Origin of the sequence: Blastococcus tunisiensis, assembly GCF_900112815.1 — a bacterium.
GTDB lineage: Bacteria > Actinomycetota > Actinomycetes > Mycobacteriales > Geodermatophilaceae > Blastococcus_B > Blastococcus_B tunisiensis.
In genome coordinates, this window is the sequence record NZ_FOND01000001.1 from 159,062 (window position 1) to 176,615 (window position 17,554).

General features: G+C 72.8%; 14 protein-coding genes. 10 read left to right on the plus strand and 4 right to left on the minus strand.

Translation table 11 applies throughout. The features are described 5' to 3' along the window. Nucleotides 1–29: 29 nt before the first annotated feature. Genes BM142_RS00735 through BM142_RS00750 form a run of 4 tightly spaced genes read left to right on the plus strand, consistent with a single transcriptional unit; the run spans nt 30 to nt 5,422 of the window. Nucleotides 30–1,601: an NADH-quinone oxidoreductase subunit M gene (locus BM142_RS00735; RefSeq protein WP_092194880.1), complete on the plus strand. Its 1,572-nt coding sequence runs from the start codon at nt 30–32 to the stop codon at nt 1,599–1,601. Beyond that, nucleotides 1,601–3,154, plus strand: a complete 1,554-nt coding sequence (gene nuoN / locus BM142_RS00740) for an NADH-quinone oxidoreductase subunit NuoN (RefSeq protein WP_092194881.1) — start codon at nt 1,601–1,603, stop codon at nt 3,152–3,154. The genes BM142_RS00735 and nuoN overlap by 1 nt, the downstream gene beginning before the upstream one ends. Beyond that, a complete protein-coding gene (locus tag BM142_RS00745) occupies nt 3,154–4,230 on the plus strand; it encodes a polyprenyl synthetase family protein (RefSeq protein WP_217640513.1) in 1,077 nt (358 codons plus the stop codon). The genes nuoN and BM142_RS00745 overlap by 1 nt, the downstream gene beginning before the upstream one ends. Before the next feature lie 22 nt (nt 4,231–4,252). Continuing rightward, nucleotides 4,253–5,422, plus strand: coding sequence for a PQQ-dependent sugar dehydrogenase (locus BM142_RS00750; protein WP_092194882.1), 1,170 nt, complete (start codon nt 4,253–4,255; stop codon nt 5,420–5,422). Here the strand turns inward: BM142_RS00750 and BM142_RS00755 are convergent. Next, nucleotides 5,406–6,086, minus strand: a complete 681-nt coding sequence (locus BM142_RS00755) for a pyridoxamine 5'-phosphate oxidase family protein (protein ID WP_092194883.1) — start codon at nt 6,084–6,086, stop codon at nt 5,406–5,408. The genes BM142_RS00750 and BM142_RS00755 overlap by 17 nt on opposite strands. An 83-nt stretch (nt 6,087–6,169) precedes the next feature. Here BM142_RS00755 and pdxR point away from each other — a divergent pair, with 83 nt between their 5' ends. Further along, a complete protein-coding gene (pdxR, locus tag BM142_RS00760) occupies nt 6,170–7,615 on the plus strand; it encodes a MocR-like pyridoxine biosynthesis transcription factor PdxR (protein ID WP_092194884.1) in 1,446 nt (481 codons plus the stop codon). 64 nt (nt 7,616–7,679) lie between these two features. Here pdxR and BM142_RS00765 read toward each other — a convergent pair whose 3' ends face one another. Next, on the minus strand, nt 7,680–8,768 hold the full coding sequence (locus tag BM142_RS00765; RefSeq protein ID WP_217640514.1) for a 2-oxoacid:ferredoxin oxidoreductase subunit beta: 1,089 nt from the start codon (nt 8,766–8,768) through the stop codon (nt 7,680–7,682). Further along, nucleotides 8,765–10,738 carry a 2-oxoacid:acceptor oxidoreductase subunit alpha gene (locus BM142_RS00770; RefSeq protein WP_254790445.1) on the minus strand — a complete coding sequence of 658 codons (1,974 nt, stop codon included), beginning with the start codon at nt 10,736–10,738 and terminating at the stop codon, nt 8,765–8,767. The genes BM142_RS00765 and BM142_RS00770 overlap by 4 nt, the downstream gene beginning before the upstream one ends. 172 nt (nt 10,739–10,910) lie before the next feature. On the opposite strand from BM142_RS00770, the gene htpX reads away from it, so the two are divergent. After that, nucleotides 10,911–11,786 carry a zinc metalloprotease HtpX gene (gene htpX, locus BM142_RS00775; RefSeq protein WP_092194885.1) on the plus strand — a complete coding sequence of 292 codons (876 nt, stop codon included), beginning with the start codon at nt 10,911–10,913 and terminating at the stop codon, nt 11,784–11,786. Between the two features lie 18 nt (nt 11,787–11,804). Here htpX and pstS read toward each other — a convergent pair whose 3' ends face one another. After that, nucleotides 11,805–12,905 (minus strand): phosphate ABC transporter substrate-binding protein PstS, encoded by a 1,101-nt coding sequence (gene pstS, locus BM142_RS00780; protein ID WP_092194886.1) that lies wholly within the window; start codon nt 12,903–12,905, stop codon nt 11,805–11,807. Nucleotides 12,906–13,335: 430 nt separating this feature from the next. On the opposite strand from pstS, the gene BM142_RS00785 reads away from it, so the two are divergent. The 4 genes from BM142_RS00785 to BM142_RS00800 are packed head-to-tail and all read left to right on the plus strand — an operon-like array spanning nt 13,336 to nt 17,547. Next, nucleotides 13,336–14,673, plus strand: a complete 1,338-nt coding sequence (locus BM142_RS00785) for a metallophosphoesterase family protein (protein WP_175527032.1) — start codon at nt 13,336–13,338, stop codon at nt 14,671–14,673. Beyond that, nucleotides 14,670–15,647, plus strand: a complete 978-nt coding sequence (locus BM142_RS00790; RefSeq protein ID WP_092194888.1) for a GTPase-associated system all-helical protein GASH — start codon at nt 14,670–14,672, stop codon at nt 15,645–15,647. Before BM142_RS00785 ends, BM142_RS00790 begins: the two co-directional genes overlap by 4 nt. After that, nucleotides 15,644–16,699: a TRAFAC clade GTPase domain-containing protein gene (locus BM142_RS00795; RefSeq protein ID WP_092194889.1), complete on the plus strand. Its 1,056-nt coding sequence runs from the start codon at nt 15,644–15,646 to the stop codon at nt 16,697–16,699. The genes BM142_RS00790 and BM142_RS00795 overlap by 4 nt, the downstream gene beginning before the upstream one ends. Then, a complete protein-coding gene (locus tag BM142_RS00800; RefSeq protein ID WP_139228725.1) occupies nt 16,696–17,547 on the plus strand; it encodes a TRAFAC clade GTPase domain-containing protein in 852 nt (283 codons plus the stop codon). Before BM142_RS00795 ends, BM142_RS00800 begins: the two co-directional genes overlap by 4 nt. The last annotated feature ends 7 nt before the right edge of the window (nt 17,548–17,554 follow it).

Below are 17,554 nucleotides of genomic sequence, written 5' to 3' on the forward strand. Positions count from 1 at the left end.
AGCCACATCTTCGGAAAGGGACCCCGACCGTGAGCGACCTGCCCCTCCTGCTGCTGATGATCGTGGTCCCCGCGGTCGGGGCGGCCGTCGTGGCCGCGCTGCCCAAGGGCCGCGACGAGGTGGCCAAGCAGGTCTCGCTGGGCGTGAGCCTCGTGGTGCTGCTGCTCGCCGTCCTCACGACCGTCGCGTTCGACACCGGCGGTGAGCGGTTCCAGCGGACCAGCTCCTGGACGTGGATCGCGGACTTCGGGGTGTCCTTCGCCCTGGGCGTGGACGGCATCGCCCTGGTGATGCTGCTGCTCATCGGGGTGCTCGTGCCGGTGGTGATCGGCGCCTCCTGGAACGACGAGCTGCCCGAGCGCCGGTCGATGACGGCCTACTTCGCCTGGCTGCTGCTGCTCGAGGCGATGATGGTCGGCGTCTTCGTCGCGACCGACGTCTTCCTGTTCTACGTCTTCTTCGAGGCGATGCTCGTCCCGATGTACTTCATCATCGGGAGCTTCGGCGGGCCCCGCCGGCAGTACGCCGCGGTGAAGTTCTTCCTCTACAGCCTGGTCGGCGGGCTGATCATGCTCGCCGCCGTCATCGGCCTGTACGTGGTGAGCGCCAGCGAGCTCGGCGCGGGCACCTTCGCCTTCGACGCGCTCCGCCAGCTGGAGATCGACCCGGGGGTGCAGAAGCTGCTCTTCCTCGGCTTCTTCATCGCGTTCGCGATCAAGGCGCCCCTGGTGCCGTTCCACACCTGGCTGCCCGACTCCGGTTCCGAGGCGCCGATCGGTGGCTCGGTCCTGCTCGTCGGCGTGCTGGACAAGGTGGGCACCTTCGGTTTCCTGCGCTACTGCCTGCCGCTGTTCCCCGACGCCTCGCGGTACTTCGCGCCGTTCGTGCTGGTCCTGGCGGTCGTCGGCATCCTGTACGCCGCGCTGCTGGCGATGGGTCAGAGCGACATGAAGCGGCTGGTCTCCTACACCTCCATCTCGCACTTCGGCTTCATCGCCCTGGGGATCTTCGCGTTCACCACCGAGGCCGCCACGGGCGCGGTGCTCTACATGGTCAACCACGGCATCGCCACCGGCCTGCTGTTCCTGGTCGTCGGCATGCTCATCGCCCGCGGCGGGTCGCGGCAGATCGGCGACTACGGCGGCGTCGCGGCGAAGGCCCCGCTGCTGGCCGGCGTCTTCCTGATCGCCGGCCTGGCCTCGCTGGCGCTGCCGGGGACCAACAGCTTCGTCAGCGAGTTCCTCGTGCTGATCGGCTCCTTCCCCGAGGAGCCGGTGTTCACGATCCTGGCGACGGTCGGGATCATCCTGGCCGCGCTCTACATCCTGCTGATGTACCAGCGCACGATGCACGGGCCGGCCCGGGGCGTGCTGCTCCAGGAGGACCCGGCCGAACCGGCACCGGCCGGCGGCGGTGCCACGGCGACGCTCGCCCCGCCCCGTCGGTCGCTGCGGATCACCGACCTCTCGCGCCGTGAGCTGGCGGTCGCGGCGCCGCTCGTCGCGCTGATCATCGTCTTCGGCGTCTACCCGCAGCCGCTGCTCGAGCTGATCGAGCCGGCCGTCAGCGCCACCATGAGCGACCTCGGAGGGACCGACTGATGTTCGACGCCCCGGACCTCTCCTTCACCGCCCTGGCCCCGCTGCTGTTCATCTTCGGCGCGGCCTGCGTCGGCGTCCTGGTCGAGTCGTTCTGGCCGCGCGACAGCCGGCACCCGGTGCAGCTCGCCGTCGCGCTCGTGGGCGCCCTCGGTGCGCTGGTCAGCACCCTGCTGCTCGCCGGGCGCGGCGAGGTCACCGCCGACGGCGCGCTGGCCGTCGACGGCGCCGGGCTGTTCCTGCAGGCCACCATCGCCGGTCTCGGCGCGCTCGCCATCCTGCTGTTCGCCGAGCGGGCGCTGGACCCGGCCCGGTCGGCGTTCGTCGCCTCGGTCGCGGTCCCGGCGGGCAGCCCCCGGGACCGGGAACTGCTCACCTCGCCGCAGGTGCAGACCGAGGTCTACCCGCTGGCGACCTTCGCCATCGGCGGCATGATGCTCTTCGTCACCTCGAACGACCTGCTGGTCATGTTCGTCGCGCTGGAGGTGCTCAGCCTGCCGCTCTACCTGATCAGCGGCATGGCCCGGCGGCGGCGGCTGCTGTCGCAGGAGGCGGCGGTCAAGTACTTCCTGCTCGGGGCCTTCGCCTCGGCCTTCTTCCTGTACGGGCTGGCGCTGGTCTACGGGGCCACCGGCAGCGTCCGGCTCAGCGACATCCGGGCCGCCTCCCTCGCCGAGGGCACCGACGTCCTGATGCTGCTCGGCCTGGCGCTGCTGATCGTGGGCCTGCTCTTCAAGGCCAGCGTGGCGCCGTTCCACACGTGGACGCCGGACGTCTACGAAGGCGCCCCGACCCCGGTGACGGCCTTCATGGCCGCGTGCACGAAGGTCGCCGCGTTCGGGGCGATCCTGCGGGTGCTCTACGTCGCCTTCGGCGCCGCCGAGTGGACCTGGCGGCCGCTGATCTACGGCGTCGCGATCGTGTCCATGGTGGTCGGCTCGGTGCTCGCCCTCACCCAGACCGACCTCAAGCGCATGCTGGCCTACTCCTCGATCGCGCACGCCGGGTTCCTCCTCACCGGCGTTCTCGGTCTGGGGGCCGACGGGGAGGGCTCGGGCCTGGCGGCCACGATGTTCTACCTGCTGGTCTACGGCCTGACGACGATCGGCGCCTTCGCCGTCCTCACCCTGGTGCGGGACGGCGACGGCGAGGCCGGCCACCTCTCGCAGTGGGCCGGCCTGGCCGCCCGGTCACCGCTGGTCGCCGCGGTGATGACGCTGTTCCTCCTCGCCCTGGCCGGCATCCCGCTCACCTCGGGCTTCACCGGCAAGTTCGCCGTGTTCCGGGCCGCCGTCGAGGAGGGCGCCTGGCCGCTGGTGCTGGTGGCGGTCCTGGCCAGCGCCGTGGCCGCGTTCTTCTACCTGCGGGTCATCGTGCTCATGTACTTCTCCGCGCCGGCGGGAGGTGCCGACGGCGAGCGCGGTCCTACCGTCGGGGTCCCGGGCCTGCCCACCACGGTCGTCCTCGCGATCACCGCGACGGCGACCCTGGCGCTGGGCATCGTGCCCGGGTCGGTGCTCGACCTCGCCGAGCAGGCGGCTAGATTCGTCGGTTGATGACCGGAGCCCGTGCCGCAGTCGAGGGCACCATCCCCGAGGTCCCGGGCGGCAGCCCCCACGCGCACCGCCGGATCTCCACCCCCGCCTCGACCATCGGCCCCTGGTTGCCCGACGGGGAGCTGGGTGCGTCGCTGGCCGAGGGTCTCGCCCGCGTCGAGACGATGCTCGCCGAGGCCGTCGGCAGCGAGCACGCGTTCATCCGCGAGGCGGCCGGCCACCTGATGTCGGCCGGCGGGAAGCGGTTCCGGCCGATGCTGGCGCTGCTCGCCGCCCAGCTGGGCGACCCGGGGGCCGCGGGCGTCACCGAGTCGGCGGTCGTCTGCGAGCTGACCCACCTCGCGACGCTGTACCACGACGACGTCATGGACGAGGCGGTCGTGCGGCGCGGTGCACCCAGCGCCAACAGCCGGTGGACCAACAGCATCGCCATCCTCACCGGCGACCTGCTGTTCGCCCGGGCGTCGGACCTGCTGGCCGATCTGGGGCCGGAGGCGGTGCGCATCCAGGCCCAGACGTTCGAGCGGCTGGTCACCGGCCAGATCCGGGAGACCGTCGGCGCGGAGCCCGGCGTGGACCCCATCGCGCACTACCTCGACGTGCTGGCCGACAAGACCGGATCGCTGGTGGCGACCTCGGCCCGCTTCGGGGCCCGCTTCGCCGGGCTGGACGAGGCGCTGGTCGCCGAGCTGACCGCGTTCGGCGAGGAGGTCGGCGTGGCCTTCCAGCTGTCGGACGACCTGCTCGACATCGTCAGCCAGGGCGGCACGTCGGGGAAGTTGCCCGGCACCGACCTGCGCGAGGGCATCGCGACGCTGCCCGCCCTCTTCGCCCTCGCCGACGACGCCCCTGCCGATGCGCGGCTGCGGGAGCTGGTCTCCCGCCCGGTCACCGACGACGAGGAGCACGCCGAGGCGCTGGCGCTGCTGCGGTCCTCCACCGCGCTCGTCCGCGCCAACGGCGTCCTGGCCGAGTACGCCGACCGCGCCCGCGCCCGGCTGGGGACCGTGCCCGCCGGGGACGTGCGCGACGCCCTCTCGGCCCTGTGCGACTACGTGGTCACGCGTACCAGTTGACGCCGAGGGGCAGAGTCGGAGCGTGCGCGCTTCTCGCCCCGTCCTGCTCGCCACGACCGTCCTCCTCGCCGCCTGCTCGGCGGAGCCCACGGCGAGCGGTCCCACGGCACCCACGTCGTCCGCCCCCTCCGGTGCCCCGTCGCTCGAGGTCGAGGTGGTCGCCGACGGGCTCGACCATCCCTGGGACGTGGTCCAGGCGCCCGACGGCACGCTGCTCGTGGACGAGCGCGCCGGCGGGCTGACGGCGGTGCTGCCCGACGGCACGGTCCAGGAGGTGCGGGCCGACTTCGACGACTTGTTCGCCGTCGGCGAGACCGGCCTGATGGGCCTGGCGCTGGACCCCGACTTCGCGGAGAACCGCCGGCTGTACAGCTGCCAGGGGGTCACCGACGGGCCCTCCATCGAGGTCACCGCCTGGACCGTCGCCGAGGACTGGGGCAGCGCCACCCGGGTGGACGACCCGCTGATCGGGGGCATCCCGGTCAACGAGGACTCCGGCCGGCACGGTGGCTGCCGGGTCGAGTTCGCTCCCGACGGCGCCCTGCTGATCGGCACCGGCGACAACGCCGTCGGCAGCAACCCGCAGGACCTCGGGAGCCTCGCCGGGAAGGTGCTGCGCGCCGACCCGGCCACCGGTGACCCGCTGCCGGACAACCCGTTTCCCGACGACGACGGTGCCGAGGACCTGATCTGGACCTACGGGCACCGCAACGTCCAGGGGCTCGCCGTGCGCCCGGATACCGGTCAGGTGTTCTCGGTCGAGCACGGGCCCGACGTCGACGACGAGGTGAACCTGCTCGACCCCGGGGCGAACTACGGCTGGGACCCGGCCGGCTCCGGGCGCTACGACGAGAGCGTGCCCATGACCGATCCGGACCTTCCCGGCGCCGTGCCCGCCGTCTGGTCCTCCGGCGACCCGACGATCGCGCCCAGCGGCGGCACCTTCCTCGAGGGGGAGGAGTGGGGGGCCTACGACGGGCTGCTGCTCCTCGGCGTCCAGAAGGACACCGGCGTCCTGGCCCTGCGGCTGGACGAGGCGGGGCAGCTCGTCGAGCAGTTCCGCGTCCCCGAGCTGGAGGACGACTACGGGCGCATCCGCACCCCGCAGCTGGGCTCCGACGGGGCGCTGTACGTCACGACGGACAACGGCGACGGGGACGACGTGGTTCTCCGGGTCACGCCGACGGGCTGAGCCTCCGCAGCACGCGGTTCCGCACCCGCGCCGGCACCTGGGCCCCGGCGGGCAGCAGGGGGCACGGCTCGGGCTCGCCCGGCACCGTGCGCAGCGGCAGGACGCCCGCCCACGTGCTGCGGTCCAGGTCGGCGTCGTCGTCCCCGGGCGGACCGGTGCGCACCTTGACGCTGGCCTCGGCCAGGTCGAGCGCCAGCACCGCCGTCGCCGCGAGCTCCTTGCGGTCCGGCCGCCGGGCGGCCGACCACGAGCCCGGCGCCAGCTGCTCGGTCAGCGCCTCCAGCCCGAGCAGCCGCTCGGCCGGATCGGTCACCGGGGTCAGCACCCCGTGGACGACCGCGCAGCGGTAGTTCACCGAGTGGTGGAAGGCCGAGCGGGCGTACACGACGCCGTCGACGTGGGTCACCGTGAAGCACACCCGGGCGCCGCCCGCCGCGGCGCGCAGCGAGGCCGCTCCGGTGGACCCGTGCAGGTAGAGGGTGTCCCCGCGCCGCCCGTAGCCGGTGGGCAGCACCAGCGGGGCGCCGTCGAGGACCACCGCCAGGTGGCCGACCAGCCCGGCGTCGAGCACGGCGTACAGCTCGGCGCGGTCGGTGCGGGCGCGTGTCGCCCCTCGGCGGACGGTGCTGCGGGGGGTCGGGGAGAGCGGGGGAGCGGTGGTCACGCGACCAGCCTGGCCCACCGATTGGCATCTCCGAAGGGCCAATCCAGTACGTTCTCGGCAGTCCACCGTTCCGGGAGGCGGGCATGGTCGCCGTACCGCCGGTCGTCCTCGACCGCACCTCGCGCGTCCCGCTGTCGGCCCAGCTCGCCGACGCGCTGCGGGCCGGCGCTGCGGGGGGTGCGCTCCGCCCCGGGGACCGGCTGCCCTCGACGCGGGAGCTCGCCGCCGCGCTGGGGGTCAGCCGCACCGTGACGGCGGCGGCCTACGACCAGCTCCTCGCCGAGGGGTGGGCCGCCGGCCGGCGCGGCGCCGGCACCTTCGTCGTCGGCACCGTGACCGCCGCGCCGGCTCCCGCTCCCCGCGGGCGGTCGCGCGGGCGGCCGGGTCCCGCGGGCATCGACCTGCGCGCCGGGTCGCCCTGCCTCGAGGTGCTCGACCGCGCGGCGTGGCGGCGGGCATGGCGCGCGGCCGGCGACCCGCCCCCCGACGGCGGCCCCGAGTCCGCCGCCGACCCGGCGTTCGCCCGGGCGGTCACCGAGCACCTGCTGCGGCACCGCGGGCTGCCCGCGGCACCCGAGGACGTCCTGGCCACCGCCGGGACGTCGGCCGCGGTCGGGGAGCTCGCGGCCCTCCTGCCGCCCGGCAGCCGGGTGGGCGTGGAGGATCCCGGCTACCAGCGGGTCGTGGGCGCGCTCCGGGCGGCGGGGGCGGCCGTCGTCCCGTTGCCGGTGGACGGTGACGGGCTCGTCGTCGACGCGGTGCCGGCCGGCCTGGCCGCGGTGTACTGCACGCCGGCCCACCAGTTCCCGCTCGGGCGGCGGCTCTCCGCCGCCCGGCGCACCGCCCTGGTCGCCCGGGCGCGGGCGGAGGGGATGGTCGTCCTCGAGGACGACTACGACGGGGAGCTGCGCTACGACGTCGCGCCGCTGCCGCTGCTCGGCGCGCTCGGACCGGACGTCGTCGTGCACCTCGGGACCAGCAGCAAGATCCTCAGCCCCACCCTGGGCGTCGGATGGCTGGTCGCCCCGGCGGCGGTGCGGGCGGAGCTGGTGGCGCGGCGCACGGCCACCGGTGCCCGCCCGCCGCGGGCGGGCCAGCGGGTCTTCACCGCCCTGGCCGACAGCGGCGACCTGGCCCGGCACCTGCGCCGGTTGCGCCGGGAGCTGGCGCGGCGGCGGGCCGCGGTGCTGGCGGCGGTGGCCTCAGCGGGACTCCAGGCCGAGGGTGACCCGGCCGGCGCGCACGTCGTCGTCCCCCTGCCGGATGCCGGGTCAGAGGAGCGCGTGCTCGCCGCGGCCGCCGGGCGGGGGGTGGCGCTCGACGGCCTGGCGCGGCACCACCACGGGCACGCTCGCCCCGAGCGGCCCGCCGGCCTGGTCCTGGGCTTCGCCGCCCCGACGTCGGGCCAGTTCGACGTCGCCCTCGACGTGCTCGCCGCCGTGCTCGGCGAGGCCCTGGGGGAAGGCCGCGGCGGTGACCCCGTCCGGTCGCGCCGAGTGGGGACCCGGAGGGTCTCCGCGCAGGCGTGACGCAGCGGCTCAGCTCACCCGGGGAACGGCACCTGGCCGCGGTGTCGTCCGGAGGACGACAGGGTCATCGCACGTCCCAGGTGTCGTTGCCGGCGAGCAGGGCGTCGAGGTCGGCCGGTTCCTGCACGCGCGCCACGTCGATCTGCTCGGCCATCATCGCGTCGTAGGTGGGCTTCTGCACCGACCGGAAGACGCCCATGGGCGTGTAGCGCAGGTCCTGGCTGGAGAGCCGGGACAGCGCGAACGCGTAGGCCGGGTTCTCCCGGTGCGCGTCGTGGACGACGATCTCGGCCTGGTCGACCTGGTTGGTCTCGGCGATCCGCAGCCCGCCGAAGTCGTCGCGCACGACGCAGGAGGCGCCGTCCGGGCCGAACACCAGCGGCTCGCCGTGGACGAGCGGGATGGACCACTGGGTACCGGTGGCCGGGTCCTTGAGCAGCTCGAACGCGCCGTCGTTGAAGATGTTGCAGTTCTGGTAGATCTCCACCAGCGAGGTGCCCTGGTGCTCGGCGGCCTGCCGCAGCACCTCGGTCAGCCCCTTGCGGTCGGAGTCCATCGCCCGGCCCACGAAGGTGGCGTCGGCGCCCAGCGCCAGCGACACCGGGTTGAACGGCGCGTCGATCGAGCCCATCGGCGTGGACTTGGTGACCTTGCCGACCTCGGAGGTGGGCGAGTACTGGCCCTTGGTGAGCCCGTAGATCCGGTTGTTGAACAGCAGGATCGTCAGGTTGATGTTGCGGCGCAGCGCGTGGATCAGGTGGTTGCCGCCGATGGAGAGCGCATCCCCGTCGCCGGTCACCACCCACACCGACAGGTCGGGACGGGAGGCGGCCAGGCCGGTGGCGATCGCCGGGGCGCGGCCGTGGATCGAGTGCATCCCGTAGGTGTTCATGTAGTAGGGGAAGCGGCTGGAGCAGCCGATCCCGGACACGATCACCATGTCCTCGCGGGCGATGCCGAGGCTCGGCAGGAAGCTCTGGACCGCGTTGAGGATGACGTAGTCACCGCAGCCGGGGCACCAGCGCACCTCCTGGTCGGTCTTGAAGTCCTTGCCCTTGAGCTCGGTCTGCTTGGGACCGTGGGCGTCGACCGAGTGCGCGATCGCGTCCGCGATGGGGCCTTCGGCGGGCATGCCGAGTTCGACGGTGGTCACTGCAGCTCTCCGTTCGCGGGGGCGCCGGCCGGGACGGTGCCCCGGTCGATGACCTCCTGGATGACGGCGGCCAGCTCGGCGGCCCGGAAGGGCAGCCCGCGGACCTGGGTGTGGCTCTCGACGTCGACGAGGTACTTCGCGCGCAGCAGCATGGCCAGCTGGCCGAGGTTCATCTCGGGGCAGACCACCCGGTCGTAGCGGCGCAGGATCTCGCCGAGGTCGTTCGGCATGGGGTTGAGGTGCCGCAGGTGCACCTGGGCGATGGAGCGGCCCGAGCGCCGGATCCGCCGGCAGGCGGCCCCGATCGGGCCGTAGGTGGATCCCCAGCCGATGACGGCGACGCGGGCGTCGCCGTCCGGGTCGTCCACCTCGGTCGGCGGCAGGCTGTTCGCGATCCCGTCGATCTTCGCCTGCCGGGTGCGGGTCATGAAGTCGTGGTTGGCCGGGTCGTAGGAGATGTTCCCCGTCCGGTCGGCCTTCTCCAGCCCGCCGATGCGGTGCTGCATCCCGGCCGTCCCCGGGATGGCCCACGGCCGCGCGAGGGTCTGCTCGTCCCGCAGGTAAGGCAGGAACAGCCCTTCCTCGCCGTCGGTGGCCTGCCCGTTCGGCTCGGTCGCGAAGTCCACCGCGCCGGTGAGGTCGGGGAGGTCGGCCACGGTCGGGACGGCCCACGGCTCGGCGCCGTTGGCCAGGTAGCCGTCGGAGAGCAGGATCACCGGGGTCCGGTAGGTCAGCGCGATCCGGGTCGCCTCCAGGGCGGCGTCGAAGCAGTCGCCGGGCGAGCGCGGGGCGACCACCGGGACGGGCGCCTCGCCGTTGCGCCCGAACATCGCCTGGAGCAGGTCCGACTGCTCGGTCTTGGTCGGCAGCCCGGTCGAGGGCCCGCCGCGCTGGACGTCGACGATCACCAGCGGCAGCTCGGTCATGACCGCCAGGCCGATGGTCTCGGCCTTCAGCGCCACCCCGGGACCGGACGTGGTCGTGATGCCCAGCGCCCCGCCGAACGAGGCGCCCAGCGCCGCGCCGATGCCGGCGATCTCGTCCTCGGCCTGGAAGGTCCGGACGTCGAAGGACTTGTGCTTGGACAGCTCGTGCAGGATGTCCGACGCCGGGGTGATCGGGTAGGCGCCCAGGAAGACGGGCAGCCCCGACCGCTGGCCGGCCGCGACCAGCCCGAGGGCGAGCGCCTGGTTGCCGGAGATGTTGCGGTAGCGGCCCGGCGCCATCGGGGCGGGCTTGATCTCGTAGGAGACCGCGAAGGCCTCCGTCGTCTCGCCGTAGTTGTAGCCCGCGCGGAACGCGGCGATGTTGGCCGCGGCGATCTCGGGCTTGCGGCGGAACGTGCGCTCGAGGAAGCGGATCGTGCCCTCGGTGGGCCGGTGGTACATCCAGGACAGCAGGCCGAGGGTGAACATGTTCTTCGAGCGCTCGGCCTCCTTCTTGCCGAGACCGGAGTCCTTGAGCGCATCGGTCGTCATCGAGGTCAGCGGGACGCTGACGGTCTGCCAGCCCTCCAGGGAGCCGTCCTCGATCGGGTTCGTCGCGTAGCCGACCTTGGCCAGGTTGCGCGGGGTGAACTCGTCGGAGTCGAGGATCAGCAGGCCGCCGCCGGGGAGGTCGACGAGGTTGGCCTTGAGGGCCGCGGGGTTCATGGCCACGAGGACGTCGGGAGCGTCACCCGGCGTCATGATGTCGTGGTCGGCGAAGTGCAGCTGGAAGGAGCTGACCCCCGGGAGGGTGCCCGTGGGCGCCCGGATCTCGGCGGGGAAGTTCGGCAGCGTCGACAGGTCGTTGCCGAAGCTCGCCGTCTCGCTGGTGAACCGGTTCCCGGTGAGCTGCATGCCGTCGCCGGAGTCGCCGGCGAGCCGGATGACCACGCGGTCGAGCTCGACGACGCTCTTGACGAGGCCGCCCGGAGCCGAGCTGGTGACCGGCGGGTCGCCGGCGGTGGTCGGGGGGAGTGCAGTCATCAGTGGTGTACCTCCACCGGCCGAGGTTACGTGCGTGCGTCCGCGCCCGGGGTGTGGATCCGGACACGAGGTTCTTCGGGTCCCCTAACAGGGCGACGTGGTTCCTCATTCCGACGGGCGAGTGCGGCCCGGGGCGGGGAACGGCCTCCCGGGGCGCGGCGTTGGACCGGTCGTGACGCGCTGGAACAACGGGCTGAAGACTGCCGTCCTGCTCGGTGCCATGGGGGGCCTGATCCTCTTCGCCGGCTATCTGATCGGGGGCAACGGCGGGCTGCTCATCGCCCTCGTGATCGCCTTCGGCCTCAACGGCTACGCCTACTTCAACTCCGACAAGCTGGCGTTGCGCGCGATGCGGGCGTTCCCGGTGACCGAGACCCAGGCGCCGCAGCTCTACGCGATGGTGCGCGAGCTGGCCACGGAGGCCCGCCAGCCCATGCCGCGGCTGTACGTGAGCCCCACCAACCAGCCGAACGCGTTCGCGACCGGCCGCAACCCGCGCAACGCGGCGGTCTGCGTCACCCAGGGCATCCTCGAGCTGCTCGACCGCCGCGAGCTGCGCGGCGTGCTGGCCCACGAGCTCTCGCACGTCTACAACCGCGACATCCTGATCAGCTCGGTCGCCGGCGCCATGGCCACGGCGATCACCTACCTGGCGCACATGGCGATGTTCGCCGCGCTGTTCGGCGGCCGGTCCGACGACCGGGGGGGCGGCAACGCCCTCGGCGGGCTGCTGCTCATCGTGCTCGGCCCGCTCGCCGCGGGCCTGGTGCAGATGGCGGTCAGCCGCAGCCGGGAGTTCCAGGCCGACGCCTCCGGCGCGGCCCTCTCGCAGGACCCGCTGGCCCTGGCCAGCGCGCTGCGCAAGATCGAGCGCGGCGCCTCGGCGCTCCCGCTGCCGCAGGACGACCGGCTGGTCACCCAGAGCCACCTCATGATCGCCAACCCGTTCCGTGGCGGTGGCATGGCCACGATGTTCGCCTCGCACCCGCCGATGCCCCAGCGGATCGCCCGGCTCGAGCAGCTGGCCCGGGAGCTGGGCCAGCGCTGACCCGAGCACCGGCCCGGGTCAGGTGGCCCGGACGGCGTCGATGGCGGCGAGGGCTTGCTCGCGGAGGCCGTCGGAGATGGGGGCAGAGCCGGCGACCTCGGCGGCGGCCCGCTGGCCCTCCTCGCTGACCACGTAGGTCATGAAGGCCCGCAGCCGCTCGGCGACGTCCGGCTCGTCGTACTCCATGCAGCCGATGTGGTAGCTGACCAGCACGATCGGGTACTCGCCGGACCCGGCGGTGTCCCGGTCCAGGTCGATGACGACGTCGTGCTGCCCCCGGCCCTCGACGCGTGGGGAGTTCTGCACGACGGCCGCGGCGGCCTCGGCCGACGGTGCCACGAACTCCTCGCCGACGCCGATGCGGGCGACCCCGAGGTTCCCGGCCTGGCTGAGGTCGGCGTAGCCGATGGTGCCCTGCCCGCCGCCGACGGCGGCCACGACGCCGGAGTTCCCCTGGGCGGCCTCGCCCCCGGGCACCGGCCAGCCGCCGTCGGGCTCGTGCGGCCAGACGCCGCCGGCCGCCTCGGCGAGGTAGTCGGTGAAGTTCTCGGTGGTGCCGGACTCGTCGCTGCGGTTGACCGGGGTGATGGGCAGGTCGGGCAGCCGGGCGCCGGGGTTGTCCGCGGCGATGGCCGGGTCGTCCCACCGGGTGATCCGCTGGTCGAAGATGCCGGCCAGCGTCTCGGGGGAGAGGTTCAGCTCGTCGACCCCGTCGAGGTTGTAGACCACGGCGATGGGCGAGATGTAGTTCGGCAGCTCGAACACCCCCGAGGGGCCGCAGCGCTCCTCGGCCTCGGCGAGCTCCTCGTCGTCCAGCGCGGCGTCGGAGCCGGCGAAGTCGGTCCCACCGGCCAGGAACTGCTCCCGCCCGCCGCCGGAGCCGATCGGGTCGTAGCTGACGGTCAGCTCCGGCTGCACGGCGGTGAACCCGGCGGTCCAGCCCTGCATCGCCGCCTGCTGGGCGCTGGAGCCGGCACCGACGAGCGTCCCGCTGATCCGGTCGACGCCCTCGGCCACCACGCCCCGCTCGTTGGGCGGGACGTAGGTGGCCACGAAGACGACGGCGCCGCCCAGGGCGACGGCGCCGGTCAGGGCGGTGAGGGTGCTCCGGCGGGTCACACGGGGCCTTCCACGATCGGTGCCGCCCGGTCGGGCGGCGGTGCCACGACCCTACGGCGACCCGGATCAGCGGTAGTTGTCGAACTGATCCGGGGTGTACGGCTGTGCGCGGTGAACGATGGAACGCGGGTGTGAGCTGGGGTTTCATGGTTTGGCGATGTTGGCCGACGCCGGTGAGAGTTGGTTAAGTTGCGGACTTTTTGCGGATTCTGCGGACTGTGTGCGGACTGACCCGGCCTCATTCGCTGCTCCTTCCGAGCCGTCCTGACGAGCCGACGAGGCCGCTCGCCAGCCGGCCGTGGTGCCGGCCCGACGGAGGTCGCCGGCAGGGCGCTGCACGTCTGGGCAATGCGCCGCCAGGCGGCGCGGTGTGGGAAAATCTCGTGTGACCTTGGGCGCTGCGCGCGTCCGCCCCGACGGAAGGCTCCCCGTGCCGCCTGCGGTCCTCGTCCACCTGAGCGATATCCACTTCCACACAGGCGGCCGAGGTCAGGCCGCCAGGATGAGCGCCGTGCGAACTCATCTGATGCAGGACCTCGCGGCCATGCGGCACGAACTCGGCAACGCGACCGCTGTAGTGGTGACGGGCGACATTGCCTACAGCGGTGCGCCCGAGGAGTACGACGTGGCCCGCGAGTGGCTGGACCTCGTGTCCGCCGAGGTGGGCTCGCCGGACTCCCTCGTGCTCACCGTGCCCGGCAACCACGACATCCACTGGCCGTCGATCAGGCCGTCGGCGAAGATCGCCCGCGAGACCTTGCGCACCTGCCCGATGGAACAACTCACCCCGATGATCGACGAGCTCATCGATGACCCCGACCGCCCGCTGCTGGCTCCCCTGGACAACTACAACGAGTTCGCACTGGGCTATCGTTGCGAGGTTCAGGAGGACGGGCTGCCGTGGGAAGCTCCGCTGCCCCTGTCTGACGGCTATCACCTGGCCGTGCGTGGGTTGACCACCGTCTTCAACAGCGACCGCAACGATGGTCGAGGAACGCTCGTCGTCGGCCGGACGCAGACGAGCCTCCCGATCGATGATCCGGGCGCCGTTCACCTACTGCTCGCGCACCACGGTCCGGAGGACTGCCGGGACACGACCGAGATCAGGGACCGAATCCGTCATCGGGCGTGGGCACTGCTGTGCGGACACCGACATGATCAACGGGTGCAGAACATCAACGGCTGCCTTGAGATCACCGCCGGGGCCGTGCACCCCGAAGAGCAGCCGGGCTACTACCCCACGTACAACTGGATCCGCTTCGACGTCGCCTCCGATGGTGCAGGAGGTCACCAGCTCATCGTCGACGTCTGGCAGCGGGTCCTGCGCCCGGAGTGGAACCGCTTCGGTGCGAGTGGCGAGGGCCCCGGACCGCAGCGCGAGGTGTTCCCGCTGCCTACCCTGTCCGCGGTCACCGCGCCAGTCACGACGCGGCTCGATGGCGCGCTCGTCCGCGCGCCCCGCAACGAGCCGCAGCCGACCGTGACGGCGGCCGGCAGCGCCGAAGCCGCTCCACGTCCGCCGCTCACCGACGAGGAGGGCCGCGTGGACGAGCAGCGAAGGATCGCCCGCGACCTGCTGGACCTGCCGGTCCCGGACCAGGAACGCGTCCTGCTGTTGTGCGGACTGCTTCAACCAACCGACATCGACAAGGACCACGTGACGATGATCCTCACGGCCCTGGGGCGGGCGGACGCGCCAGGCGCCCTCGCGCGGCTCGCCGCAGCCGTCGCCGACGCACGCGATCGCGGGCGGGGGCGCAGCGCGTGAACCCCCTGCTGGCCGACTGGTACAACGAAGTCTCGATCGGCGCGAGCGCCGAGATGATCGCGGCGCGCGGCGCCGCGCTCGACGAACTGCTGCCGGACCTGGCCCCGGCCCAGGTCATGGGCCTAGTCGGCCTCGCACACGAACGGGGAGAGGGCGACAGCGACGAGTGGTTCCGCGCGGTGTTCAAGCGCCACGACGCCTCGTTCCTGATGCGCGAGAACGGCCGGGAGGTCGCGCTGCTAGCCGGCGCTTGCCTGATGGACGTGAGCGCCAGCGGCGGAGACACCGCCGTCCTCGCGGCGTCGGCGGTAGCCGTGGCGTCACGCCTGGGCTGGAGCAGCGTCGTCGGCGACCTGCCCACCGAGGCGGAGCAGCGGCTCGTTGATCTGGGCACGTCCCGCCGTCAGCTCACGCGCCCGCCCGCCGCGATTAGGCAGACCGTATGGACCAAGAGTGTGCAGACTGGCGCCGCAAAAGACATGGAGGCCGGCGTCACGGCCGAGAGCGTTGCCGCCGCGATCGCCAGGGTCGGCACGGCCGTGAACGCAGCCCTCGAGTCGGCTGCCGCGCAACTCGATGCAGTGTCGGAGTGGGCTGAGCGGTCCCTCGACCTCTGCGCCGAGGAGAGTGACCTGATGGCGTGGCTGCTCACTGGCCAAAGCAGGACCCTCGGCCTCGCCTGGAGCGCGGCAGACCCGGCGACCGCGGCGGTCGTCGCCGGCCGCGAGATTGCCGAGCTCCTCGCTCTCGCGCCCGCGCCGCCGCAGGCCGACGCGCTCATCGATCAGATGCTCGCGTCGACTCGCTTCCCAAAGCGCGCCGCCGCCGAGCTCGAGCTGCCGCCGCTCGAAGTGCCGGCCGAGCTTGAGTTTCTCGTCCAGAACGCTCCTTGGGACGGGCAGGACCCGGCCGCGTTGGGACGCCTCAGCCTGCGGCAGGCCGTGCTGCTCGACGTCTGGTCTGGGCTCGAGTGACTGCAGGACCGGGCGGCACGACCGTCGGCGAGGATCCCGACGACACGGCCGAGCCCGACGACACGCTGGCTGACGAGGAACAGGACGGCGGGCACACGGACAAGGGCAAGGCGGCCGAGGGCGCGCCGGCCGGGCCCGCTGAGCGGGGCGCGGCAGCCGACCCCGCGGCGAGAGGACGCCACCGCCTGCAACAGAGCGAACGGTCGCACTCCGTCCCTTCGGGCGAGGCGCTGACCCCGCAGGAGGCGACGGCTGTACTCGGGGCGCATGGTGCCGAGGTCGTTGTCGTGGTCGGCGAGGTGGACGCCGGCAAGACGACGCTGCTGGCGGCGGTGTACGAGCGGCTCGCGGCGGGACCGGTCGCCGGGTGGGCTTTCGCCGCGTCCGAGTCGCTGCTGGGGTTCGAAGCCCGCGCGCACTTCGCGTCAGCGGCGTCGGGCCTGTCCGAGCCCGACACGCCGCGTACCAGCAGATCGACCGAGCGCGTCGCGCTGCACCTGGCCGTGCGGCACGCCAACGGGCAGCAGCGCCACCTGCTGCTGTCGGACGTTTCCGGCGAGCACGCGAAGGGACTCCTCAAGTACAACCAGCCGGGTGACTACGCCCCGCTCCTGCGCTCGGCGACGCACGTCCTTCTCTTGATCGACGGGGCCCGCCTGGTCACGACCAGGGGGCAGAACGTGGCGCTCGCCGACGCTAGGACGCTCCTGCGCGCGGTCGCGGAAGGCCCGGACCTGCGCCCAGCGACTCCCCTCGACATCGTGGTGACGAAGTGGGACCGCTGCGGCGGCGCCGACGGCCTCGATGATGAGCTCGACGATCTGCTCGCCTGGGCGGCCGGTATCTGGCAACCGGTCACCCTGCGCCGGACCGCTGCCCGGCCTTCGGGGGAGGGGCTCGACGAGCTGTTCGCGGCGCTGCTCGTGCCAGCGCCTGCCCGCCCGGTGCCCGTGCCCCTCCTGCCGCAATCGCGCAGGCGGCTGCACGGTTTCGTGGCGAACGACGGCGTTCCGGCGAAGTTCCTGGCCGCAGCCGGGGCAGTGCAGCGATGAGCACCGCCGGAGTGACCATGATCGGCATGCCATCGACAGGGAAGTCGACGTACCTGGCGGCGCTGTACCAAGCGCTTTCGTCGCCGCCGCGGGCGTCGGCTCCGCGACTGGCGCGGCAGCCCGAGACCCGGGCCTACCTCGAAGAGCTCAGGCAGGCTTGGCTGCGCGGGGAGCCGATGGGGCGAACGTCTTCGAACAGCGGAGAGCTGGTCGAACTCGATGTCGAGTTCCCGGAGGGGCCTGGCAGCGTCCGCCTCGCCGTCCCGGACATTGCCGGCGAGACCTTTGAGAACATCGTGGTCAAGCGGCGGGCGGACGGGACGGCGACAGAACTCGTCCATGAAGCCGACGGGCTCCTGCTGTTCACCCATCCGGACCACCAGCGTCCCAGAGTGACCATCGCGGCCCTCAAGCAGATGCAGGACCTGGTGGGCGACGATGCTGCGCCGCTGCCCGGCGACGGGGAGACACCGTTCGACCCTCGCGGGCTGCCCGGTGAGGTCCACCTGATCGAGCTGCTGCAGTGGGCGGTGAGGGCCCGAAGGAAGGGCGGCGGCAGCGACGCCCGACCCTCCCGGGTTGCCTTCATGATCAGCGCCTGGGACCGGGCCGGTGACCGGCCGCCGGGCGACTGGCTGGCGGTCAAGATGCCGATGTTGCGGAGCTTCCTGGACGCGCAGCAGGATCGGTTAGTCGTCCAGACCTACGGGGTGTGCGCGCAGGGCGGCGACTACGACGCCGAGCCGATAGCGGACCGCCGCCCGCGCGAACGCGCCTATACGTTACTGCCGGACGGATCGCGCTCGGACGACCTGACGGGTCCTCTGCGGTGGGCCGCGCTCGGGTGAGCGGGCC

What these genes read in the sequence shown, in the direction of transcription:
- nuoN (WP_092194881.1), top strand. Translation starts at nt 1,601, where the DNA reads ATGTTCGACGCCCCGGACCTCTCCTTCACCGCCCTGGCCCCGCTGCTG.
- BM142_RS00745 (WP_217640513.1), top strand. Translation starts at nt 3,154, where the DNA reads ATGACCGGAGCCCGTGCCGCAGTCGAGGGCACCATCCCCGAGGTCCCG.
- pdxR (WP_092194884.1), top strand. Translation starts at nt 6,170, where the DNA reads ATGGTCGCCGTACCGCCGGTCGTCCTCGACCGCACCTCGCGCGTCCCG.
- BM142_RS00770 (WP_254790445.1), bottom strand. Translation starts at nt 10,738, where the DNA reads ATGACTGCACTCCCCCCGACCACCGCCGGCGACCCGCCGGTCACCAGC.
- BM142_RS00800 (WP_139228725.1), top strand. Translation starts at nt 16,696, where the DNA reads ATGAGCACCGCCGGAGTGACCATGATCGGCATGCCATCGACAGGGAAG.